At 35.1% G+C, this 25,396-nt stretch carries 15 protein-coding genes; 9 read left to right on the forward strand and 6 right to left on the reverse strand.

Features of this window, described 5'->3' with window-relative positions; genetic code table 11:
- Positions 1 to 4: 4 nt before the first annotated feature.
- The 3 genes from ACJJVP_RS08170 to ACJJVP_RS08180 are packed head-to-tail and all read right to left on the reverse strand — an operon-like array spanning position 5 to position 7,938.
- Positions 5 to 1,336 (reverse strand): vanadium-dependent haloperoxidase, encoded by a 1,332-nt coding sequence (locus ACJJVP_RS08170; protein WP_405412562.1) that lies wholly within the window; start codon positions 1,334 to 1,336, stop codon positions 5 to 7.
- Between the two features lie 4 nt (positions 1,337 to 1,340).
- Positions 1,341 to 4,592: a VCBS repeat-containing protein gene (locus ACJJVP_RS08175; protein WP_405412565.1), complete on the reverse strand. Its 3,252-nt coding sequence runs from the start codon at positions 4,590 to 4,592 to the stop codon at positions 1,341 to 1,343.
- Positions 4,582 to 7,938, reverse strand: coding sequence for a VCBS repeat-containing protein (locus ACJJVP_RS08180; protein ID WP_405412567.1), 3,357 nt, complete (start codon positions 7,936 to 7,938; stop codon positions 4,582 to 4,584). Before ACJJVP_RS08180 ends, ACJJVP_RS08175 begins: the two co-directional genes overlap by 11 nt.
- Positions 7,939 to 8,212: 274 nt before the next feature.
- Between ACJJVP_RS08180 and ACJJVP_RS08185 the strand changes: the two genes are divergently transcribed.
- Positions 8,213 to 9,865, forward strand: a complete 1,653-nt coding sequence (locus tag ACJJVP_RS08185) for a solute:sodium symporter family transporter (protein ID WP_405412569.1) — start codon at positions 8,213 to 8,215, stop codon at positions 9,863 to 9,865.
- A 306-nt stretch (positions 9,866 to 10,171) separates the two neighbouring features.
- Here ACJJVP_RS08185 and ACJJVP_RS08190 read toward each other — a convergent pair whose 3' ends face one another.
- Together ACJJVP_RS08190 and ACJJVP_RS08195 are read right to left on the reverse strand one after the other, a co-directional pair.
- Positions 10,172 to 11,782: a RagB/SusD family nutrient uptake outer membrane protein gene (locus tag ACJJVP_RS08190; RefSeq protein ID WP_405412571.1), complete on the reverse strand. Its 1,611-nt coding sequence runs from the start codon at positions 11,780 to 11,782 to the stop codon at positions 10,172 to 10,174.
- 18 nt (positions 11,783 to 11,800) lie between these two features.
- A complete protein-coding gene (locus tag ACJJVP_RS08195; protein WP_405412573.1) occupies positions 11,801 to 14,923 on the reverse strand; it encodes a SusC/RagA family TonB-linked outer membrane protein in 3,123 nt (1,040 codons plus the stop codon).
- A gap of 323 nt (positions 14,924 to 15,246) precedes the next feature.
- On the opposite strand from ACJJVP_RS08195, the gene ACJJVP_RS08200 reads away from it, so the two are divergent.
- The 7 genes from ACJJVP_RS08200 to ACJJVP_RS08230 all read left to right on the forward strand — a co-directional run bounded on the left by ACJJVP_RS08200 (position 15,247) and on the right by ACJJVP_RS08230 (position 23,706).
- A complete protein-coding gene (locus ACJJVP_RS08200) occupies positions 15,247 to 16,269 on the forward strand; it encodes a LacI family DNA-binding transcriptional regulator (RefSeq protein WP_405412576.1) in 1,023 nt (340 codons plus the stop codon).
- A gap of 12 nt (positions 16,270 to 16,281) precedes the next feature.
- The gene (pgmB, locus tag ACJJVP_RS08205; protein ID WP_405412578.1) at positions 16,282 to 16,938 is read left to right on the forward strand and encodes a beta-phosphoglucomutase; all 657 of its coding nucleotides are present in this window, start codon (positions 16,282 to 16,284) and stop codon (positions 16,936 to 16,938) included.
- 70 nt (positions 16,939 to 17,008) lie between these two features.
- Positions 17,009 to 19,312, forward strand: a complete 2,304-nt coding sequence (locus ACJJVP_RS08210; protein ID WP_405412580.1) for a glycoside hydrolase family 65 protein — start codon at positions 17,009 to 17,011, stop codon at positions 19,310 to 19,312.
- 46 nt (positions 19,313 to 19,358) lie between these two features.
- Complete coding sequence (locus ACJJVP_RS08215; RefSeq protein WP_405412582.1) at positions 19,359 to 21,134, forward strand: alpha-amylase family glycosyl hydrolase; 1,776 nt, start codon at positions 19,359 to 19,361, stop codon at positions 21,132 to 21,134.
- A 3-nt stretch (positions 21,135 to 21,137) separates the two neighbouring features.
- Positions 21,138 to 21,884 carry a glycerophosphodiester phosphodiesterase gene (locus tag ACJJVP_RS08220; RefSeq protein ID WP_405412584.1) on the forward strand — a complete coding sequence of 249 codons (747 nt, stop codon included), beginning with the start codon at positions 21,138 to 21,140 and terminating at the stop codon, positions 21,882 to 21,884.
- Positions 21,884 to 23,167 (forward strand): NAD(P)/FAD-dependent oxidoreductase, encoded by a 1,284-nt coding sequence (locus tag ACJJVP_RS08225; RefSeq protein WP_405412586.1) that lies wholly within the window; start codon positions 21,884 to 21,886, stop codon positions 23,165 to 23,167. Before ACJJVP_RS08220 ends, ACJJVP_RS08225 begins: the two co-directional genes overlap by 1 nt.
- Positions 23,167 to 23,706, forward strand: coding sequence for a DUF1697 domain-containing protein (locus ACJJVP_RS08230; protein ID WP_405412588.1), 540 nt, complete (start codon positions 23,167 to 23,169; stop codon positions 23,704 to 23,706). The genes ACJJVP_RS08225 and ACJJVP_RS08230 overlap by 1 nt, the downstream gene beginning before the upstream one ends.
- Here ACJJVP_RS08230 and ACJJVP_RS08235 read toward each other — a convergent pair.
- Entirely contained in the window at positions 23,703 to 24,176 is a 474-nt protein-coding gene (locus tag ACJJVP_RS08235; protein WP_036156919.1) for a TspO/MBR family protein, read from the reverse strand. The genes ACJJVP_RS08230 and ACJJVP_RS08235 overlap by 4 nt on opposite strands.
- Before the next feature lie 81 nt (positions 24,177 to 24,257).
- Between ACJJVP_RS08235 and ACJJVP_RS08240 the strand changes: the two genes are divergently transcribed.
- A complete protein-coding gene (locus ACJJVP_RS08240) occupies positions 24,258 to 25,340 on the forward strand; it encodes a diphosphomevalonate/mevalonate 3,5-bisphosphate decarboxylase family protein (protein WP_405412591.1) in 1,083 nt (360 codons plus the stop codon).
- Positions 25,341 to 25,396 lie beyond the last annotated feature (56 nt).

Here is a 25,396-nt window from a genome sequence, read left to right on the forward strand (position 1 = left end):
TTTGTTAGTTATTCTTCATCTTTATTTTAGAATTTAATAGCCCGCCAATTTTTCTACCTTGACCCACGCCAACTTCAACAGCGGCTCTATAGTGAATACCACCATACATTCTACTTATGGCTGCTTCATCTGCAGCTTCATTGAAAGAATTAAATTTTCTTATGGGTAGACCGTAAGGAGTTTCTGTGTCGTCTTCAAAACTAAATTCCTCACCAAAAATACTAGTCAATGCTGTTGCTGCGGCACCCGAAACAACACTGTGTCCGCTTGTATATTCGGGAAATGGTGGCGTTTGTAAAATAGGCTTCCAGTTTTCATCTATATGCTGGTTGATTAGCGTTTCTGGTCTAATTAAATTGCTACGATATTTTTCATCCCAACAACTAATGAAGCCATCGGCGATTGCCATTGAGGTTTTCGTATAAGCAAAAACGGTATCATCAAAATTGCTATTTGTTTTTTTACTCGCAATTTTAGTAATTCCGATCCAATGTGCGCCTGGGGTAATCTTTTTCGTAGCAAACATTAGGTGTCCCCTAGTTACCGAAACATACGGGTTGCAGTCCCAGAATTTGGCTATAGCTACTTCTTCAGATTCATCTCCATCAGCTGTAATTTCATTACTGATATCATATACTTCTTTTAGTTCTTTGTAAAATTCGGAGTCTTTTTCTAGTGAAAAGGCCGGAGGTGGAATTGGTTTGAACTGAGAGGCTGAGTCTATAATAAATGGGCGTATTTTATTCCAGTGAGGCTCAATACCGTCCATGTAAGCTGGTGGTGTTGGTTGCCATCTGGTAGGGTCATCTGTATTTACCGTAAATTTTGGCATGGTACGGGTTTGACTATAATTGTCTTTTCCCATCCATTCTTTAATATGGTCTGCAACTTTTAATCCGTATGCTTTAGAAGCTTCGAACTCAGGTTCGTTCATTGACTTCCATTGAGTGAAAAGACTATCCTGTAAAACATCAAACTTATCTTCAGAGAATATTAATTGTCTGCTAATATTCATATGCGCAATTAAGGCAGATAATCGAGGATTAATACCTGATACGGTGTCGATGGCAGGTATAGGTTTTAAATCTTTTATTTGACCAGATAATGATTGATAGTCAGGGTTTACTTGAGCAACAATTTCATAGGCAGCAATATTCGGATATGCAAATATTCTACTTGCTACCGGTGGAGAGAAAATATCATGGATCATAATATCTATGATTTTGTCAATTGAATTGTGCAGTTGATCAGGAGATATTACTATAGGTTCTTGCTTTTTTTCGGTGCAGTTCGCTAATAAAAGCCCTGCGATTAAGATGATTAAATACCTTTTCATTGTACTATGGTTTGAGAATGCTATACACCTCTGCTGCCTCGTCATTAAATGTGAGCAAAAGGTATGTGTTGTTGTTTGAGTTTATAATGTTCATGCTTCGAATCGATTTTCCCGTTAAATCGAGTCCTATTTCATTCGCTAAGGTAACATTGTTGCCAGTACTAATCAATGCTCCTGGAAAAGAATCAAAACGACCATGATATGGTTTTACACCAAAATAATTTCCGGCAGCTAGAACTTCTGTTTTGTTATCACCATTAAAGTCATATTCTAAAAATACCATAATGGGTGCCAACTGTAATTGATAACTAAATGGCACAAAGGTGAACTTGCCATTGTTGTTTTGTAGATAGCCTGAACTTAGTGTATGTACTTCTTGAATTTCTGCATTAGGTAACATATCCTCACTAAGAATTTCTTTCATCGATTTTCCTGCAAAAGAACTGTAGGTGTTGAATTTTTTACGAAGAGAAACCAATTGGCTCGATAGTTCTTTTAAGCCATCTACTGGATAATCGTTGCCATCTTTATAAGTGCTGACAATAGTTTCTGTAGCCCCGTTTTTATCAAGGTCACCATAAAACATTTTCATAGGATGCTCTTCTGATGTGGAGAATTTAGTATTTAAACCCCAATTGCCTAAAAGATAATCTTGATCACCATCATTGTCAATATCAAAATTGATTACGGTTTGCCATAAACCATTTAATTTTTCATTTTCTAACGGATGAATTTCTTCAAATTTCCCTTCATTGTTTTGAAAGAATCTTGGTGACATCCATTCGCCAATAAATAGAATATCTTCCCATCCATCTTCATTGAAATCTGTAACGATGGCGTCAGTAATCATTCCTAAATCCTCAAACGGATTGAATGCCACTTTAAAATTGCCTTTTTCATTATTTAAAAGATAGCTGTTAGGTTTGTTTCCATAATCTGCACTAATAGATTGATTGCAAACAATGATATCTAAATCATCATCATGGTCATAGTCTAATTTTAAAAGAACGGATGCATTCTCGAATAACTCAGGAAATTCTTTTTTTGTAAAACTGGAATCATTTGAAACGTAATAAGAATCTGTTAGCGGCTTCATTTCATTAAAAAAATCTGCACCACCAGTACCTATCATAAGATCATTTTTACCATCGGAATTAAAATCGCCAATTATAGAAGCGATATCTTCCTTGATACTATCATTTTTAATTTCCGGATAATTTTTTAAGTAAAAAGTAGAATCACCTTGAACGTAGATTTGCGACGCAATATATTTTGACCCACCAAAGAATATATCTTCTTTTCCATCACCGTCTAAATCGCCAATACTAACAGCAGGACCTCTATCTGACATTTGATAAGGAATTAGTTTTTGACGTAAATAGTCACTGTAAGCATCTTCAATATGTACATAGTCGATACCTAGATTGTCTGAAGTTTTTTGGAACAGTAAATTCTCCTTATTTTTTGGTGAACTATAATTAAAAGGTTGAGTGTTTTCAGGGTTAATATATAGTGTTTGATTAACGGCGATATTTTTAACCAGTTGAGAGCTTCTGTCTGGCCAAACAATTTTTAAAGAATCTATGTTTTCAAGGTCTCCATAGCCAAAATGAATTAAGGGTTCAGAAGAAGCTTGAAATCCGCGGACAGTGTACATTTCTTTAAACTGTTTAATTCCGTTGGCGTACGAGAATACTTTGGTGCCAATTCCGAATTTATTTTTTTCGGTGTAGTTCAGTTTAATTTTTAGCCAATTACGCTTACTGTTGGTAGTATTTTCTTGAATTTCTGCTTTGCTATATAGATTATTGGTTATTAAATCTAAATCGCCATCATTATCTAAATCGCTATAAGCTGTTGCTCCAGAAATAATGGTGTCTTGAGCAATCCATGATTTAGATTCATCTATAAATTTAAGGTCTTCAGCTCCTTTAAAAATCATGTTACCAATAAAACCTGAAGGCATCATTTTCAATGCTTTTTGATCTACAAGGTTGGTGTTATTGATTTTTGACCGAATATTTTCGTTAGAAATATAATTAATGTAATCAAGGTCGTTTGGACGTTTAGGAATCCCGTTACTTATATATAGATCCTGTTCTCCATCTTGGTTGAAATCCCCAAATAGAGCGCTCCAGCTCCAATCTGTAGCAGCTACACCACTTTGTAAAGCTGTTTCTAGAAACTTACCATTTGGTTGGTTTATAGAAAGCATGTTTCTAGTATACTGATTGTGATAACCAAAAGTCTCGGTTTTTAGTTTTTGAATTTGAACATCATCATCACCTTCAGAAGACTTTAAAACGGTTTCATCTTTAGCTAACATATCTAAAGAAATAAGGTCTGGTAAGCCATCATGGTTAATGTCTGCTACATCACTACCCATAGAAAAACGGGTAGTGTGTCCAAATGCGTCTTTGAGACTTTCCGTAAAAGTACCGTCACCATTATTTAAGTAATAGTAATCATCTTCATGAAAGTCATTGCCAATATAAAGATCAGGATATCCGTCTTGATTAAAATCAGAAACGGCAATACCTAGACCGTAGCCATTTACACCACCATAAATACCGGCATTTTCACTTACATCTACAAATTTGCCGTCATCATTTCGTAGTAATTTGTCGCCGGTTTCATAGATACGTTTGTGTCTAATTTGGGAGTTGCCATAAGAGTCTTGGGTGTGTATGGCATGATTGAGAAGGTACATATCTAAATCTCCGTCTAGGTCATAATCTAAAAAAGCGGCAGAAGAACTATATGACTCAAAATCCAATCCATATTCCGCGGCACTTTCTTTGAAAGTAGCATCTCCTTGGTTTATAAAAAGCTCGTTATATCCATTAAATCCGTTTAGCCCAACAACAGCACAGACGTAAATATCTAGAAGTCCGTCACCATTAACATCGCCCATGATTGTACCTGTATTCCAAGAGCTACTACCAGCGACACCTGCTGTTTCGGTAATGTCTTCAAACTGTAAGTTCCCCTTGTTCAAGTACAACTTGTTTTTTACTTGATTACCTGAAAAATAGATATCTGGCAGGCTATCATTATTCATATCGCCAATGGCAACACCTCCACCATTATAAAAGTAGAGATAGTCTAAAATACTCAGGTCTTTTGTTTCGGTTAGCGTATTTTCAAAAGTTATACCCGTATCCTCAGCAGAATGTTTTACAAATAACTCTCCTGAATTTTGTTTACAACCAATGGCAAATACCAATGCACATATGTATAGTATACTATTCTTCATTTAATCGATACAATTTTGGTGTGTCATTGTTGATGGCTGCTATGATAAATTCATTTCCTGCTTTATCCTTTACAACCTGTAGTTGTTTTACTTCATTTCTTATAAAGAAACCACTGTCAGCATAGTTTTGCCATTCAAAATTCAATTTTCCGTCACCAAGCAAAACGTTACCATAGTTAGCATCTAGTCTAGAATATTGGGGTTTGAATTCAAAATTATTGCCTGCCATTACAAGATCAAGATTCCCGTCCTTGTTTACATCTAAACATTGAATGCCACATATACATGAGAATTGAACTTGAGGAGGTAGAATTTTGATAGTGAAATTACCATTGCCATCATTAATTGCAATTACGGTTTCAGCAATACTTGCTTCTTTTAATATGGTATTATCGATAACGTCTTGTGGGAATAGCTCTTGAATAGTTTTTGAAGCATACTCTGAAGCTTTGATGTTCTTTTTCTTAAGCGCTAAAATTTGAGTAGTTAATTCCTTTTTTTGATGAAGAGGATAATCACCGCCATCATAGTTTTGCGTGGTAATTTGTTCAATAGTACCATCATTATCAAAATCGTTTACCCACATTTTCATAGGTTGCCCAGGTGAAGGTTTGTAATGAATATTACTGCCCGTATTACCTAAAATTAAATCTTGATCTCCGTCGTTATCTAAATCATAACCTTCTACAGCACCCCACCATCCATTAAGGCTGTCAAGAGAGCTTTTGGTATCGCTAAGCCTTCTACCAGAGTTTTTATAAATTTTTGGACTGCCCCAATCAGAAACGGTTACTAGGTCATCTTTACCATCTCCATCCATATCTAGCCATTTGGCATCGGTAATCATACCGGCATCTTTAAGGTCGTATGCAGAACGTTCTGTAGTATCTGTAAAAGTGCCATCGCCATTATTTAAGAGGAATAGGTGATCAGGGTTTACGCCGTAGGTGCCTACAACACTTCTTGATCCTACAAAAACATCCATATCACCATCATTATCAAAATCTGAAGGAGCGACAATCGCTACATTTTTATTGATATTCGGTAGTTTGTCTGTACTTAAAGAAAAATTGCCTTTGCCATCGTTTAAATAAAGTCGAATGCCATATGTACCCTGCATGCCTAATTCGTTTCCTCCTGTACCGACCATTAGATCTAAATCACCATCATTATCCGAATCAAAAAAGGAAGCAGTGGTATCCTCTAGTAGTGCTTCGGTTTCAAAATATTTTACAATAGCTTTAGAAAGTGAGCCATTGCCATTATGAAGATATAATGCACCGGTTTGATTTTTTGCGCCACCTATGAAAATATCATCATTACCATCACCATTAACATCTCCGACCGCTAAACCAGGACCTTCTTCTGTCAATGATTTAGAAATCAACCCTTCGTTGTCAAAATCCATATAGTTATTTTCTTTATGGGTCAGGAATGTATTATTATCGATTGATTTTAAAAGGGTAGGAGTTTCAGTTTCTTTAATTTTAAATATTTCGGTAGCTTCTTCTTGATTAAATGTAATGGTCTGGTTGGCCTTTACATTAATTAACTTAGAAGTAGTATCGTCAGGCCATATAATACGAATAGAATCTAAAGTTTCAGTAGTTCCAAGACCTATAGTCATCGGGTATTCTACTGATGACTGAAAACCTCTAGATGGCATTAAGGTCTGGTCGATAACATTATCTGGGTAATATAAACGAGCAACTGTTCCTATTCCAAATTTATTACCATCGCTACCCTTGAATTTTAATTTTATATAGTTGTTTTCTAATTGAGATTCAGAGTTATTTCGATATACGAATGTCTCCATATTTACATTGTTGACGATTAAATCTAAATCGCCATCATTATCTAAATCTCCATAGGCAGAACCGTTAGATCGACTGGGGATTTCAAAACCCCATTGTTTATTGTAGTTGCTAAAGGTTATATCTCCATTGTTTCGATATGCATAATTAGGTAATGGTGTTACAGGCATTTTATTGATGATAGAATCAATAGACTCTTTTCTGCCGGTCAAAGCCATTTTTTGAATGATTTCATTGGCAAAAAAATCGACGAAATCTAAATCGGTAAGGTCATGGTTAATTCCGTTTGTAATATAAATATCTTTTAATCCGTCATTGTCCATATCGAATAAAAGTCCAGACCAACTCCAATCTGTAGCTTCAACACCACTGTAATATGCAATCTCAGAAAAAGAGCCGTTTCCATTGTTTAACTGTAATGTATTTTGAATATACTGCTGATGAAAATCTTTACTTTGCTTAAGTTTAAAGATATTATACCCTTCAAATTCCATAACAGATTTTACACGTTGATCCGGTTCGGGCAACATGTCTGTTATGAAGATATCTGTTAGTCCGTCATTATTGATGTCGGCCATATCAACCCCCATAGCAGATAAACTCAAATGGTTTGTCCACTTTTGTACTTCTTCTCTAAAAGTACCGTCTTGGTTGTTAATGTATAAATAATCTCTTTCGTAAAAATCGTTAGAAACATAGATGTCTGGGTATAGGTCATTATTGATGTCTACTACCATAACCCCAAGACCAAAGCCAATAAGGCTACCGTAAATACCTGCTTTTTCACTTACATCAACGAATTTACCATTGTCATTTCTAAGAAGCATATCGCCAACGCCTCTAAAAATTTTAGGTACACCTTCCCAGTCTTGAGCTCTTACTTCGCGTTGTTCTGCATAACCAAGGCTACTTACAGGAATATTGCTATTGTTAAGAATGTAGGCATCTAAATCGCCATCCTTGTCAAAATCAAAAAAAGAAGCATGAGTAGAAAAGCCTGTTTCGGCTAAATTATATTCGTGGGCTTTTTCATCAAAAGTACCATCGCCATTGTTAATGTAAAGATCGTTATCATGATTATTGCCTTCCATGTTACCGGCATTACTAACATAAATATCTAACCACCCATCATTATTTATGTCTGCCATAACGACTCCTGTAGACCATGGTTTACTTCCTTTAATACCAGCGGTTTCTGAAATGTCTTCAAATTTCATTTCACCTTTATTAAGGAATAATTTGTTCGGCTCCATGTTTCCGGTTAGAAAAACATCGGATAATCCGTCATTATTAATATCGCCAATTGCAACACCGCCTCCGTTGTAAAAGTTGCGATATTTAAATATGTTGAATTCTTTTGAGTTTTCAACTTTATTTACAAATGAAATACCTGTTTCTTCTGGCTGTAATAAAGTAAATAATGTTGGTTCTATTTTTTCTTCTTCTATATCTGCACCTTCTTTAGAACCGCAAGAACATAAGAGTAAAAAAAATAAAACTCCACAACTTAACTTAAGTAAATTAGAGTTCATTCTTGAGTATGTTTGAAATAGCACTTTGAGTATTTATAAGCTATTAAAGTTGAGTTAGTAACCTGTATAATAGTTCGTTCAAAATGAATTTGCAATATAGCCAAATACCTACTATTCGTTAGGCTTATTTAGTAAAAGTCCACGTTAAAATTTAAAGAAATCGTTATAGTGGCTATTGAATAATATGAATAATGAGATTTTGCGGTCTGTTTTTAGAAGTAATGGAAATAATCCAATATATTTAGCCTTGACTAACAAACAAACAACTCAATAAATGATAGGCATTTTATCTTTTTTAGGCTTTACTATTTTAGTGGCGGTAATTTCATATTTAGCAACACGAAGTACCAATGAACAAACTTCTGATGGATATTTTTTAGGAGGTCGAAGTTTAACAGCCGGAGTAATAGCTGGCTCATTGCTTTTAACCAATTTATCTACCGAGCAAATAGTAGGTTTAAATGGAAGTGCTTACACAGACGGTTTGTCGGTTATGGCATGGGAGACCTTGGCGGCCATTGCAATTGTTGTTGCAGCCATTTTTTTACTGCCTAGGTATCTTAAAGGAGGGTTGACAACTGTGCCGCAATTTTTGGCAAAACGCTTTGATGTAACTACAAAAACTATAACATCGGGTCTATTTCTTACAGGGTATGTGGTAGTGTTACTTCCGGTTATTTTGTATTCTGGCTCGGTAGCAATCAGTGGTATGTTCGATGTGCCTACACTTTTAGGTGTTTCAGACAGTTCGGCTTTAGTAATTTGTATTTGGGGAATTGGTCTTATAGGATCTGTTTATGCAGTTTTTGGGGGTTTAAAAGCTGTTGCTGTTTCAGATTCTATTAATGCAGTCGGATTATTGATTGGTGGGTTGTTGATACCGGTATTTGGTTTAATGGCTATTGGCGATGGTAGTGTTTTTGGTGGCTTGGATATATTGGTAAATGCAAATCCAGAGCGATTTGATTCTACTGGTAACGCTGGTCAAGAGGTTCCTTTTCTTACCATTTTTACAGGTATGATGTTAGTACAGTTGTTCTATTGGGGAACAAATCAACAAATTATTCAAAGAGCTTTAGGTGCAAAAAACTTAGCGGAAGGTCAGAAAGGATTGTTATTAGCTTCGTTTTTAAAAATACTAGGTCCGTTAATTTTGGTGTTGCCCGGTATGATTGCTTATCATTATTTTGATGGTGGATTGGCATCAAGTGATCTGGCATATCCTGAATTGGTAAGAGCGGTATTGCCAAAACCATTGGTTGGTTTTTTTGCGGCTGTTTTGTTCGGTGCTATTTTAAGTTCATTTAATAGTGTTTTAAATAGTTCGGTTACCCTTTTTGGAATAGATATCTATAAGCAACATATAAACCCAGACGCACCAGAGACTACCGTAGTAAAGTATGGAAAGATATTTGGAATCTGTTTGGCTTTAGCAGCAATGTTTATTGCACCTTTAATAGCAGACGCTGGTAGTCTGTTTAATTACTTACAAGAGATTAATGGAATATATAGTATTCCTATTTTTACAATAATAGTAGTGGGGTATTTAACTAAAAGAGTACCTGCAATCGCAGCCAAAGTGGGTATAATTTCTGGATCTGCCTTGTATATAATTAGTCAGTTCTGGTTAAAGAATAAGTTTGTAGATGATGCTTTGGCAGATGCAAGTGCTAAAGGTATAACTGATCCAATTCAGTTGAAATTAATAGAGGCAGAAGCATATCCTCATTTCTTACATATTATGGCAATACTTTTCGTAACCAATATTGTAATTATGCTGATTATAGGGGCTATAAAGCCAAGAAAAGAACCTTTTGTTTTAGAATATACTGATCAAGTTTCTATTACGCCATACAAATATGTAAATCAAGCTGGTATAGCTATTTGTTGTATTGTAATTGGAATATATGTGTATTTCGCTAAGTAAAATATGTATTTAATGGTTAAATGCCAGTTCACTTAAATTGATGTGGCATATTTTTTAGATGTTCTTTGCTTTATGTAATACATGTGTCCTCTCTTTTGATAATGTATATTTATTAACGCCTTTTTGTTTAGATTCTTTTCTTGAGTAATGTAAGTTGGCATGTTTTTTATACTGCGAATGCTTTCTGTTTATATATTGTTATAATTAAATAGAATAAATAATTCTTAGAAAAATGAAATATAAATGGCTTAATAGAAAAAGGCCTCCAATTTATTTGGAGGCCTTTTTTAGTATATGATAAAATGTTTAATATCCTGGGTTTTGAACCAAATTAGGATTTGCAAGTAATTGTGCTGGTGGGATAGGGAACACATTATAATCATCATTATTAATAGTACCTTCTGCTTTGAACAACCAGTCTCTGCCGAATTGACCAAAACGAATAAGGTCATTACGTCTCCAAGCTTCTTGGTATAATTCTCTACCTCTTTCATCTAATATATCTTGTTCTGATACGGTCCCTAATAATTCTTGAGTGTTACGTATTGTTCTCAGTTCATTTATTAGTGCTGTTGGGTCACTACCACTTCTGAACATGGCTTCAGCTTTCATTAAGTGAGCGTCTGCATATCTAAATACAATTTGATGGCTAATTGAAGCATCACCATTTCTCGCAGCGTATTTTTGAACGCGAATACCTGTTGTTTCATCATTGTTGATGAAATTTACATTTCCGTCTCCATCCTCAAAATCTCTTTTAAAAGTTAATGGGGCACCTTGTCTATCTTCTAACGGTGTCCCGTCTAAATCATATTGTTGGTTAATTAGAAAACCATACCCTACGTTCGATCCATCTACGTAACCGCCATTTTCGGCAGCATATTGTTGATTGGTAAAAGTAGTACCGATTGTTGGTACACCACCTCTTCGTTCTTCTTGACCGTCTACCGGGTTTTGAGAAGCATCTAGTTCATTAGACTCTGAGTCGCCTTCAAATAGGTCATAAAATTCAGCTAGTGTACTAAATCCGTTCCAGCCACCACCTTGAATACTGGTGCTATTATAATGAAGACCCATTACCACTTTGTTAATGGTGTTAGCTTCTAATGCCCAGATAGTTTCAGTATCTGCATCTGGTAAGAATAGGTTAAAGTATCCATCTTGTAATGCATAGCCGTCTGCTGAAATTGCATCAACTAAAGAAACAACTTCTGCCATATCAGCAGCATCAGGCGTGCTGTCTATATAAATATGCTTGTTTAAAAGAACTTTAGCTTTTAGATATCTTGCTGCAGCCTTACTTATTCTTAAATTTGCATCTCCGCTAGCAGCAGCAGTTGTAGGTGCATTTGCGATAGAGGTTTCAATATCGTTAAGAATGAAATCAACAGCCACTTGTCCTGTTAATACTTCGGGAATAGATGAGGATGGTAATGAAGTATCTCTGTAAGGAACTTGACCATAGTTGTCTAATATAACCCACATACTATAAGCTCTGATAAAACTGGCGTCTCCAATGTTTGTGGCAGATGGGTTACTTCTTGAATCTAAAACTTGTGATGCTTGCAATTGGTTTCCGCTCCAATCTTGAAAAAGATTAACGATGAAAGTATGTTGACCATCCCAATCATGGGTATGCATTACTCTCCATAGACCATTATCACCCCAGTCACCTCCACGTGTAGGAATTAAATGCTCATCGGTTGTTACTTCTTGAAGTGCAAAGTAATTTTCCTGTGTGGCATATTGACCGGCAAGCGTACCGTAAAGGTTTGTAACGGTAGATGACGGGTCGGCTAAGCCTTGAAACCCGTCAGAGATTATAGAATCTGTTTCTTCTATTTCTAGGTCGGTACAGGACGTAATCCCCACCAACGATAGAATAGAAAGCGTTAAGATTTTAAAATTATTTTTCATGATATACAATTTTTTTAATTAAAATGATGCGTTAATACCAAAAGTGATTGTTCTTGGTCTTGGGTAAGAACCGTAGTCGATACCTCTAGAAGGAACACCAGAATCTAAATCACCGGTATTGGCAGTTACTTCAGGATCTAAACCACTGTATCCTGTAATCAAGAAAAGGTTTTGTCCAGTAAGTGAAAAACGCAAAGAATTTAAAGAACCTTCTCCAGATAATGGTACATTGTACCCAATGCTTGCATTTTGAAATCTAACGAAATCACCCTTTTCTAAAAATCGAGTTGAAGCATCAGCAGAGGCTCCTGGGTTTTCTCCGTTACCCAATACATTTTGAGTCACATTTCGAGAATTAGAAAGCGCACCTGCAGTGAAGTAAGCATTTTCTGTGTTGTTGTATACAGAGAATCCAAATTGACCCTGAAAGAATACTGATGCGTCAAAATCTTTAACTCTTAAATTTAAACTTAAACCAGAAGTGATATCTGGTAAAGCATCTTCGCCAACAAAAGTTTTATCAGCAAAGGGATCACCAACCCCATTACCATCTACGTCTTGATACGTTGGGTTTCCATCACCGTCAAAGCCTTCGAAAATAGGTAGGTAATAAGAATATAAAGATTGTCCGGAAGCAAAACGTTGAGCAAATGCACCTGTTAATCCAGGTCCATTAACTGCACCGGTATCAATATTACCTGCATAATCTAAAACTTCATTATTGTTATAAGAAATATTGAAATCTGCAGAGAAAGTAGCGTCATCGGTTTGTACGAAATCATAAGCCAAAGCAAGTTCAATACCTTGATTTATGATGCTTGCATCTACATTTTGAAACTGGTAAGGATCAACAGCAGGTACTCCTGATGGTGTTTGTAAAAGAATATCTGTTGTTTTTGTTCTATAAAGATCAAAACTACCGCTGAAACGATCGTTGTTAAAACCAAAATCAATACCGGCATTTAAGTTGAATGAAGATTCCCATTTTAGTTCAGGTCTATCCGTTGCAACTATTTCTGTACCATTAGCGTTGATTTCAAGATTTTGTTGAATTTCTAAACCAGAGAATCGTTGTCTCGCAACAAAATTTCCATATCCCAATCCATCTTGATTACCAGTAAGACCTGCACTTAAACGAAGTTTTAGTGTTGATACTTTCTCCCCAACAAATTCTTCTTCGTTCATTTTCCAAGCAAATGCTCCAGAAGGGAAATAACCGTATTGATTTTCAGGTCCGAATCTAGAAGAGCCATCAGCTCTCATTGTACCAGTAAATAAATATTTGTCATTTAAAGTATAGTTAATTCTTGCGAAAAAAGATTGTAACTCATCAGTATTGTCGAAAGAATCGGTATAAACAGAAGTTACCGCACTATTCAATGCTCTTCCTAATTCTTCTTGTGGAACTACTGTAGGTAGCAATCTATTTATTAGAACTCCGTTTGTATTTGGAGCATAATAAGCTTGTTGGTAAGGACCTGATACTGCATTCTGTAAATCTGTAACAGCGCTTCTTAAATCAGCGCCCATTTCGTTAAGGTCACCTGTTGAATAACCTCTACCTGCAGCATTGAAACCGAAGGTTTGAAAGTCTTGATAACCAAAACCAACTAATGCCTCAAGGCTTGAGTTTTCAAACTGTTTGTTATAGTTAACTGTAGCTTCAAAAGTTTTATTGTTTCTTTCTAAAACTCCATAATTTCCTCTTCCTATATCGGTGACACCGGCAATATTATTTATGTCTTTAGAAACAACTGATGTATTAGATGCTTCAGCTTTATCTAAACCGGCATTTAACTTAGCCGAAATTTCAGGAGTAAAGTTATATTGAATAGAACCGTTCAATAAATATCTGTTGGTATTGGTAATGTTCTGAGTATTGTCTAATGCATTTTGAGGATTAACGTTTAATCCGCCAGCGTTAAAAGTAGAACTTGAAGGCCATGTCGGGTTAGCGGCATATGCGCCACCTAGTACATCACCTGAAGCACCTGCTTGAGCACTAATAGGTGCTTGTGAGTCATTGATTCTGGCAACAGACATTTGTAATCCTAAAACCAATTTATCATCTAGAAATCTTTGGTTTAGATTTATCCTACCTGTTATTCTTTCCAAGTCAGAATTTTCCACAATACCAAATTGTTTTCCATAACCAAAAGTTGCTCTTACATTACCACTTCCATAATTCTTAGAATAAGAAAGGTTTTGATTTTGAGAAGCCGTTGATCTCAATACAACTTGTTGCCAATCCGTATTAGAACCAAAATTTACTGCATCGGCATTACCGCCTACAGAAGCTACGCCTGCCAAAAATTCAGGACCATCTAACAAATCAAAAGTATTTGCTGCAGTAGCAATACTTAATGAGCTAGAGAAATCGAAAACTCCCTTGCTGCTTCCTTTTCCACTCTTTGTTGTTATAATTACAACACCGTTAGCTCCACGAGAACCATATATTGCAGTTGCAGAAGCATCTTTTAGAATACTCATACTTTCAATATCATTTGGATTGATAAAGTTTAATGGATTTTTCACTGAACTTTGTCCGAAACCTGTTTCACCTTGTGGCGATGTATCGCCTGCACCTAATGGAACACCATCGACCACAAATAAAGGATTGTTATTTGCACGTACAGAGTTAGAACCTCTAATGTTGATTTGGATACCTGCACCTGGTTCACCACTAGTTTCTTGAATGTTAACACCGGCAGTCTTACCTTGTATTAACTGTTCTGGTGAAGCAATGTTTCCACCGTTAAAATCTTCAGCAGTTACTGCGGTTACTGAGCCGGTCGCATCTTTTACAGTTGTGGTACCGTAACCGATAATTACAACTTCTTCCAATGCTTCGGCATCTTCATCTAAAGTGAAGTTTACTGTAGTTCTGCCATTGAGAGCTACTTCTTGAGTTTTATAGCCGATGTAACTTACAATAAGTACAGCGCCATCTTCGGCGACCAATGTGTAATTGCCGTCAAAATCGGTTTGCGTACCGTTCGTTGTACCTTTTACAAGAACACTTGCTCCTGGTAAAGGTCCGCTAGCATCTGAAACAGTTCCAGATACTTCTTGGGCCTGTATAAATCCGAAGCACAAAAATGCACCGAGAATTAACAGACTTTTTAGGAATGTAATCTTCATAAATTGTTAATTTAAGTTGAGTTAATTTGATTTCAATTGTTAAAAATATGCAAAAAGGTGTACCGACAAGAGTATCCCGAAAGTTAAAAATTTACGAAAACGGTTTCGTGTTGATAACTTTTAATTTTTGCGAGTATAATGATTGAATAAGGGCGATTTTATTATATTCATAATTAAATATTCAATAATATAAGAATATGTGATAGATATTTCGGCGTGAGAATGCTTCTTTTTGATATATATTTACCAAAACATAGTTGTTAGATAACTTTAACTTTTGTGAAAATTTAAGTTCTTATCTTAAAGTTTTAAAACCTTTTTTGTTGAAGCCAAAAATCACACTAAAAGATATTGCACGAGAGTTGGATGTTTCTATTTCTACTGTTTCAAAAGCTTTAAAGAATAGCAAAGAAATTAGTAAGGAGACAAAAGAAAGAATTAAAGCTTTTGCAAAATTCTATAATTACCGTCCGAATAACATAGCCCTTAGTCTTAAAAATAAAAAAACAAAGAATATAGGTGTTGTTATTCCTGATATTGTACACCATTTTTTTACTACTGTTTTTAGAGGTATAGAAATGTATGCCAATCAAATGGGGTATAATGTAATTATTTGTATTTCTGATGAGTCTTTTGATAAAGAGGTGATTAATATGGAAATGTTAGCAAACGGTAGTATAGATGGTTTTATACTATCATTAAGTGCGGAAACTCAAAAAAAGAATGATTTTACCCATTTGAAAGAATTACTAGACCAAGGTATACCTATAGTGCTCTTTGATCGTGTTACTCATGAAGTGCAATGTGACAAAGTAATTTTGAACGATGCCGAAATCGCAACGGAAGCTGTACGTCATTTTATTAATGTGGGTTGTAATAAAATTGCATTGATAACCACGGAAAATTATTTCAATGTTAGTGAGTCTAGAAAAAGAGGGTATATTAATGCTTTGAAAAAAAATAATATCGAAGTTGATCAAAATTTAATTCTTACGATACCTCAAGGGTTGGATAATACAAAGTCAATGACTGATTTTTTTAAAAAAAATGAGATTGACGCTGTACTTTGCGTAAATGAAATATTTGCTATAGAGAGTATGAGCGTTATTCAAAATTTAGGATTTAATGTACCTAATGATATATCTGTAATAGGTTTTACAGATGGTATCTTGTCAAGGTTTTCCTCACCTAAATTAAGTACGGTGGCGCAGCATGGTGAAAATATGGGAAAATTAGCGGCTAAAATGCTTATTACTAGAATAGAGTCTACAGAAGTTGTTGAAGAACCTTTTAGAACAGAGGTGATAAAAGCAACATTAATTAAAAGAGGTTCTACAATCAATTAATATTTTGTGATAATGGAAAAAGTAGGTTTTATATTTGACTTGGATGGTGTCATTGTTGATACGGCTAAGTATCACTATTTGGCGTGGCGAAAACTAGCTAACGAATTAGGTTTTGAATTTACTAAAGAGCAAAATGAGCTATTTAAAGGAGTCAGTAGAAAAAAATGTTTAGAGATTCTTTTAGATATCGGTAATTTTACGGCTACACAAAATCAATTTGATAAGTGGATGGTAGAGAAAAATGTGGACTATCTTGCTTATATTGAAAAAATGAATTCAAGTGAAATTCTACCAGATGTAGTACGGGTTTTAAAATATTTGAAAAATAAGAATATTCCGATAGCATTGGGGTCTGCCAGCAAAAATGCAAGACCAATTTTAGAGAAGGTTGATTTATTGTTATATTTTGATAGTATCGTAGATGGTAATAGTGTCACTAAAGCTAAACCAGATCCAGAGGTTTTTTTAATTGCTGCGAATAATTTGGGTGTTGCCCCAAATTCTTGTGTAGTTTTTGAAGATGCCGTTGCGGGTATTCAAGCTGCTAATAAAGCAAAAATGTTAAGTATAGCTATAGGGGATGCTGAAATACTAAATGAAGCAGATTATAATTTTAACGACTTTACCGAGATGAACGATGATTTTTTGGAATCGTTAATTAACAAATAGCATCGAAAATAAATTAAGGTATTTCTATTTTAATTTTGTTTTTTCACATTTTAATTCAACAATAATTTTTATGAATCAGGATTATATAAAACCAGATAATTGGTGCATCATAGAAGAAGGTTTCGATAAAGAAAATGTAAAATCTTCAGAAAGTATATTTAGTATCGGTAATGGTGCGATGGGGCAGCGTGCCAATTTTGAAGAAACCTATTCGGGCGAGACTTTTCAAGGTAGTTATATTGCGGGTATTTATTATCCTGATAAAACTCGTGTGGGTTGGTGGAAAAATGGGTATCCAGAATATTTTGCAAAAGTACTGAACGCTCCCGATTGGATTGGAATAAAAATTTATATTAATGATGTAGAGTTCGATTTGGCAACTAGTAAAAAAGTGTCAAATTTTAGACGAGAATTAAATATGCAAGAGGGCGTTTACACTCGTAGCTTTCAAGCAGTGTCTTCTAATAATGTAGAAATTGATGTTGTAGTAAAACGTTTCTTGAGTTTAGATATTGATGAAGTTGGTGCCATTTCATACACTATTAAAGTACTAAACACCGATGCTAAACTAATATTTGAGCCTTTTTTAGATAGTGGTATTACCAATGAGGATAGTAATTGGGACGATAAATTTTGGAATACGACCAAAGTAACCGCATCCGAAAATCGCGCTTTTATAGAGGCACATACCATGAAAACCGAATTTGAGACCTGTACATTTATGCAGGCTGAATTAGAGTATAATGGTGAACAAGTTTCTGGGATTTCGGTCGAAAAAACAGATTCTTTTATTTCATTAAAGTTTGAACAACTTGTTAAAGCCGATTCAACTATTACTTTAACGAAATTTGGTGGATACACGGTTAAAAGAAATCGCCCGAACGAAGAACTTAAACAAGCAGCCAATAACAGTTTAGATAAAGTAAGTGCCTTAGGTTTTGATCAACTATTACAAAAACAAAAAGATGCTTGGGCTGCTATTTGGGAAATGAGCGATATTGTTATCGAAGGGGATGTAAAGGCGCAGCAAGGAATTCGTTTTAATATTTTTCAGTTAAACCAAACATATTTAGGTACAGATTCTAGACTGAATATTGGTCCAAAAGGGTTTACCGGCGAAAAATATGGTGGAAGTACCTATTGGGATACAGAGGCATATTGTATTCCGTTTTATATGGCCACTAAAGATGATAAGGTTGCGAGAAAGTTATTGAAGTATCGTTACAACCACCTTGAGAAAGCTATAGAAAATGCCAAAAAGTTGGGTTTTTCTAATGGAGCGGCTTTATACCCAATGGTAACTATTAACGGTGAAGAGTGCCATAATGAATGGGAAATTACTTTTGAAGAAATTCATAGAAATGGAGCTATTGCCTTTGCTATTCATAATTACTTTAGATATACCGGGGATTATAGCTACATACCAGAAATGGGTTTAGAGGTGTTAATCGGTATTTCTAGATTTTGGCATCAGCGCGTAAACTTATCTAAAGTAAAAAACAAGTTTGTTATGCTAGGGGTTACAGGGCCTAATGAGTATGAGAACAATGTTAATAATAACTGGTATACCAACTATTTAGCAAAATGGTGTATCAATTATACGCTTACGCAATTAGATAAAGTTAAAAGTGGCTATCCAGATGATTATCATAGAATAATTGGTAAAACTCAACTTACGGATAGGGAATGCGAAAAATGGAAGAAAGTAGCCACTAAAATGTACCTGCCATTTTCAAAGGAACATGGTGTATTTTTACAACAAGATGGCTTTTTAGATAAAGATTTGGTTAGAGTGAATGATTTACCAAAAACCGAAAGACCAATTAACCAGAAATGGAGTTGGGATAGAATTCTTAGGTCTCCTTACATAAAACAAGCGGATGTTTTACAGGGTTTTTATTTTTTTGAAGAAGATTTTTCGTTAGAAGATTTAGAAAAACACTTTGATTTTTATGAGCCTTTTACAGTTCATGAATCTTCATTGTCGCCATGTGTGCATAGTATACAGGCAGCGAAATTAGGTAGAATGGAGCAAGCTTATAATTTTTATTTAAGAACATCTAGGTTAGATTTAGATGACTATAATAAAGAAGTGGAAGAAGGCTTGCATATAACGTCTATGGCAGGTACTTGGATGAGTATTGTTGAAGGTTTCGGAGGCATGCGAATTATAAACGATAAGTTGTCTTTTAAGCCTCAAATTCCAAATCAATGGACTGCATATTCTTTTAAAGTCAATTTTAGAAATAGAATAATTAAAGTAAACGTTACTGCTAAGAACACTACTTTTCTTTTGACAGGAAATGAAGAAGTGACCATTCGTGTTAATGGTAAGAAGGTAGCTTTATTACCAGGCGAGTTGACTACAGTATAATCTATTCTTTATTTTAGTGCTTTAAAGTTTAAAATTGAATTGCCCCATGAATAGTAAGATTGTAATTTATCATGTATTTACCAGACTTTTTGGAAACACAAATACCAATAACAAACCTTGGGGTACTATTGAAGAAAACGGAGTTGGTAAATTTGCAGACTTTAATAAAAAAGCACTAACGGAAATTAAAGAGTTGGGTGTTACCCATATCTGGTATACAGGTATACCTCATCATGCTGTAATTAATGATTATACTGAAATTGGTATTTCAAATGATGATTCAGACGTAGTTAAAGGTAGGGCGGGATCGCCTTATGCGGTTAAAGATTATTACAATGTTAACCCAGATTTAGCAAAAGATCCTTCAAAAAGGTTAAAGGAGTTCAAATCGCTTATTGATCGTACACATAAGGCGGGCATGAAGGTGATTATTGATATTGTACCAAATCATGTTGCGAGAAAGTATGAGGGGAAGACGAACCCTAAAGGTGTTTCTGATTTCGGATTTGGAGATGACACATCTGTTGAATATCAAAAGGATAACAATTTTTATTACATCCCCGGAACGGAATTTATAACTCCACAATGGCGAGATGGTTATGTTCCGTTAGGTGGTGATGTTCCAGATTTTTCATATGCTAAATTAGAAGAGATTCCTGCGAAATGGACAGGTAACGGTTCTAGAAGTCCACAACCAGATATGAACGATTGGTATGAAACTGTTCGCATAAATTACGGTGTAAGACCAGATGGTAGGTTAGATTTTGATATGTTGCCAAATGATTTTGGAGAAAAAAATTATGAAGAGCATTATAACTATTGGAAAAAGAGAGTAGTACCTAGTTCTTGGAGAAAGTTTAGAGATGTTGCTCTGTATTGGTTAGCTATGGGTGTTGATGGTTTTAGATATGATATGGCAGAAATGGTGCCAGTAGAGTTTTGGAGCTATATGAATTCATCTATTAAAATGGAAAACCCTGATGCTTTTATTATGGCTGAGGTCTATAATCCAGATTTATATAGAACCTATATTCACAAAGGTAAAATGGATTATTTATATGATAAGGTCGATTTCTATGACGGTCTAAAACATATCATGAAAGGTTATGGCTGGTCTGATCATTTACCGGTTGTTCAAAATGGTCTGCAAGATATAGAGCATAATATGCTTCACTTCTTAGAGAATCATGATGAGCAGCGTATCGCCAGTCCAGAGTTTGTCGGTAATGCTGAAATCGGCAGACCCGCAATGGTAGTTTCGGCAACGATAAGTACATCGCCAACGATGATTTATTTTGGGCAAGAAGTAGGTGAGCCAGCCGCAGAACATGCCGGTTTTGGTAGTCCGTCAAGAACATCTATTTTCGATTATATAGGTGTTCCCCATCATCAAAGATGGGTGAATAATAAGAAATATGATGGAGGTCAATCTACACCTGAAGAAGCTTCGTTAAGAGATTTTTACAAGCGATTATTGAATTTCACCATAAGTAGTGAAGCCTTAATGGGTTATTACAGAGAGATTCATTTTTACAATAAAGAAATTACTGAAAATTATAACCATCGGGTACTATCTTATGTTCGCTGGTCAGGCAGTCAAAAACTGATAGTTGTTTCAAATTTTGATGTCAACGACCACTTTTCTTTCGATTTAAAACTACCGGTCGATTTAATGAATACATGGCAATTAAAAGAAGGTAGTTATCCTTTAAATGATGCACTTTATGGTCATACCAGCTCATTACGAATAGAAAATGGAGAAGGTCATGTCGCAATCAACCTAAATCCTTTAGAATCCTTTATTTTTGAATTAAAATCTTAAGATATGCTCAAAAGAATTGCCTTAGCTTTTATTTGTATCACTTTAGCATCTTGTCATATGAAAGAAGAACCGTTAGTAATTGGTCATAGAGGTGCTATGGGTCACGAAACTGAAAACACCTTGCCGTCTATTCAAAAGGCAATGGATTTGGGAGTGGATATGATTGAAATTGATGTCTTTAAAATTAAAAGTGGTGAGATTGTAGTTTTTCATGACGAAACATTAGATAGATTGACAAATGCACCAGGTAATATTGAAGATTATTACATAGTTGATTTAATGCAGGTAATTGTTGATGGTGGTCATAAAATACCAATGCTTCAAGATGTTTTAAAGCTTATTGACAACAAGGTAGCTTTAAATATAGAGCTTAAAGGTGCTGGTACTGCAGATAAGGTTAACCATATTATGAATTACTATATAGAACAAAGAAATTGGTCTGCAGAAAATTTTATAATCTCAAGTTTTAATTGGGACGAGCTGAAGGAACTGCGTAAGCATAACCCAAAGGTAGCCATTGCAGTCTTGACTGAAGAAAACCCAGTAGATGCTATACCTGTGGCTAAAGAATTGAATGCCGTAGCAATTAATCCATATTTTAAAAATCTGGATTTAGAAAAGGCAAATGAAATTCGAGATGCCGGATTTAAAATATATACCTGGACAGTAAACGAGCCTGCGGATATTGAAGCTATGAAGCGTATTGCGGTAGATGGTATTATTACAAACTTTCCAGAACGGGTTAAATAATGTATGATGTTTTAGTAATTGGTGGTGGCGCAGCAGGTTTCTATGCTGCAATACATATTGCCGAGAAAAGACCAAATACAAAAATTGCAATTTTAGAGCGTGGTAAAGAGGTGCTTACCAAGGTTAAAATTTCTGGTGGTGGTCGCTGTAATGTTACCCATGCAGAATTTAACCCTGCAGATTTAAGCAAAAACTATCCTAGAGGTGAGAAAGAACTTTTAGGTCCATTTCATACCTATGCAAGTGGTGATACCGTAGGCTTTTTTGAAGAACGTGGTGTTGCTTTAAAAATTGAAGACGATGGTAGAATGTTTCCTGTCAGTAATTCATCACAGACAATAATAGACTGTTTTGTTTCAGAGGCAGATAGATTAGGGATTCAGGTGAAAACCCTTTGCTCCGTGACAGGAATAGAGCAAATAAATGAAGAAGTAGGCAAAAAATGGAAAGTAGCCATTGGCGATAGTTTCATGTACTGCAAAAAGCTTATTCTGGCTACGGGAAGCAATCCTAAAATGTGGAAATATATTGAAGGGTTAGGACATAAAATTGTTCCGCCGGTCCCATCACTATTCACTTTCAATATAAAAGATAAACGAATTTCAGCTATACCAGGTGTAGCTACACATGCTGAGGTAAAGTTAATACCGAAAAAGAATTTTGGTAAAAAGTCGGTAAAAGCAAAAATAGATGTATCGAGTTTATTTTCTGAAGGACCTTTGTTGGTCACGCACTGGGGAATGAGCGGACCAGCAATTTTAAAGCTTTCAGCATGGGGAGCAAGAATTTTAGAGCAGTATAATTATCAATTCAAAATTCAAGTGAACTGGGTGCCGGATTATCATCAAAATGGATTATTGGAACTGTTTCTTAAGGTGAAACAAGTGGAAAAGAAAACGGTTTTAAGAACCAAGGTGTTGGATATTCCTAAACGTTTATGGGCAAACTTGGTAAAAGCAGCCAGTATAGATGATACAACAACATGGCCAGAAGTATCAAAACAACAATTAACTTCATTATCAGAACAACTTACTGCAGGTATTTTTCAGGTAAATGGAAAAAGTACTTTTAAAGAAGAGTTTGTTACGGCCGGTGGTGTGGACTTAAAAGAAATCAATTTTAAAACTTACGAAAGTAAAATTCTACCAAGTCTATATTTTGCAGGAGAAATTATAAATATAGATGCCATTACTGGCGGATTTAACTTTCAAAATGCTTGGACGGGTGGTTTTATTGCTGCCAATGGAGTAGTGGAAGGTTTAAATTCAAATAGTCAAAAATAGTGGAAGCATATATCGCATTCTTAAGAGGTATAAATGTAGCTGGAAAGAATAAAATTCCTATGGCTGAACTTCGAGAATTATGCGAAAGTATAGAGCTAAAAGATGTCCAGACATATATTCAAAGTGGTAATATCATTTTTAAAAGCGTAGTTGATTCTACATCAGAATTAGAAGGGTTGCTTGCAGAAGCTATTTTGAATAGATTTGGTATTGAGGTGCCTGTACTAATAAGAACCACTGATCAGGTGTCTGGTATGGTAAATGATAATCCGTTCGCATCTGATGATGATAGCATCAAAAAGCAGCTATATTTTGTTCTTGTAGGTAGTTCTCCAAGCATTGAAACATTGATTAAGTTTAAAACGGAAGCTTTTGTAAATGAAGAGTTTTCAATTGCTGATGGTTGTATATATTTAAAGTGTAATGCCGGATATGGCAAAGCAAAATTGAACAATAACTTAATTGAGAGAAAGTTGAATGTATTGGCAACAACCAGAAATTATAGAACAATGAATAAATTGTTAGAAATGGCTAGTTAATTTAGTTGCCAAATTTTGAAGTTCAAAGCTGTAGCAAAACAGACCCATAATATATATGGAATTAACAAGTATGCACCAATTTTACTTACCACTCTAAACCATTTAAAGGTTAGTAAAAGCACTATCAAAAGAGCAATTATAATAAGTAATGCATAGAAAGGTTGTTTAAGTCCAAAAAAGACAATGCTCCATAATCCATTTAAAAGTAGTTGAAAACCAAAATGGTACAATCCTGTTTTTACCCACTTATGATGAAATCCTTTTGCCCAGACCCAACCTACAGAAACGCCCATCATTACATAAAGAACGCTCCAAACAGGTGCAAAAACCCAATTTGGCGGATTAAAACTTGGCTTGTTCAATGTCATATACCAATCGTTTACAGAGCTTTGTGTAACTACACTGCTTAGAAATCCTATGGTAGAGCATACGATAATACCAATAAAGACGTACGTTAGTTTTCTTTTCAATTGGTTGGTGTTTAGCTCTAAAATAAGGATTTATTTTAATTGATTGCCCTAAAAACTATATTTGCACAAATTGAAAATTCAATGTCAGAAAAAGATTTTATTCCAGTACCGTATACAACATTGAAAGAAGAAGGCATTGTTTCGTATGCTTCGCCCAGTAATATTGCCTTGGTGAAGTATTGGGGAAAGAGAGAGAATCAGATACCTGCAAATCCATCTATCAGTTTTACTTTAGCGGCATGTGTTACTAAAACGAGCGTTGAGTATAAAAAGAAGCATGAAAAAAGTGAAGAGTTTTCGTTCGATCTTTTTTTTGAGGGAGAGGCAAAAGAAGAGTTTAAACCAAAAATTAATACATTTTTAAAGAGAATAGAGGTCTATCTGCCATTTTTAAAAGACTATCACTTCGTAATCAATACATCAAATTCTTTTCCGCATAGTAGTGGTATTGCATCATCGGCTAGTGGTATGTCTGCTTTGGCTTTATGTTTTATGGAGATGGAAAGAACGTTTCTAAAGACGTTTTCAGAAGAACATTTTAACCAAAAAGTTTCATTTTTAGCAAGATTAGGTTCTGGTAGTGCATGTCGCAGTATAGAAGGACCTTTGGTACAATGGGGAGAAACATCTTCAATTGAAGGAAGCTCGAACTTATTCGGTATAAAATATCCATACGCAGTACATGAGGTATTTAATAATTTTCATGACACCATTTTATTGGTAGATAAAGGCGAAAAACAGGTCAGCAGTACGTTGGGGCATGAATTAATGCATGGTCATCCTTTCGCTACGCAGCGGTTTGACCAGGCACATAAAAATTTAGAGAAGTTAAAGTCCATTTTGTCAGAAGGAGACTTAGATTCATTTATAAATATTGTGGAAAGTGAAGCACTTACATTACACGCCATGATGATGACAAGCAATCCTTATTTTATATTGATGAAACCAAACACACTTTCTATAATCAATGAGATTTGGAAATTTAGGGAGACATCTAAAACGCATGTTTGCTTTACTTTAGATGCAGGAGCCAATGTTCATGTCTTATATCCTGAAAATGAAAAAGATATCGTTTTTCCTTTTATAAAAGAAAAGTTGGTGCCTTATTGTCAAAATGGGCAGTATATTTGCGATCAAATTGGTTTGGGTGCTAAGAAGTTGTAGGTCATTTAAGTACTATTTCTTTGGAAGAAACGTTTATAAAAGAATGATTTATCTAA

It is taken from the genome of Maribacter sp. Asnod1-A12 (genome assembly GCF_045063735.1).
GTDB lineage: Bacteria > Bacteroidota > Bacteroidia > Flavobacteriales > Flavobacteriaceae > Maribacter.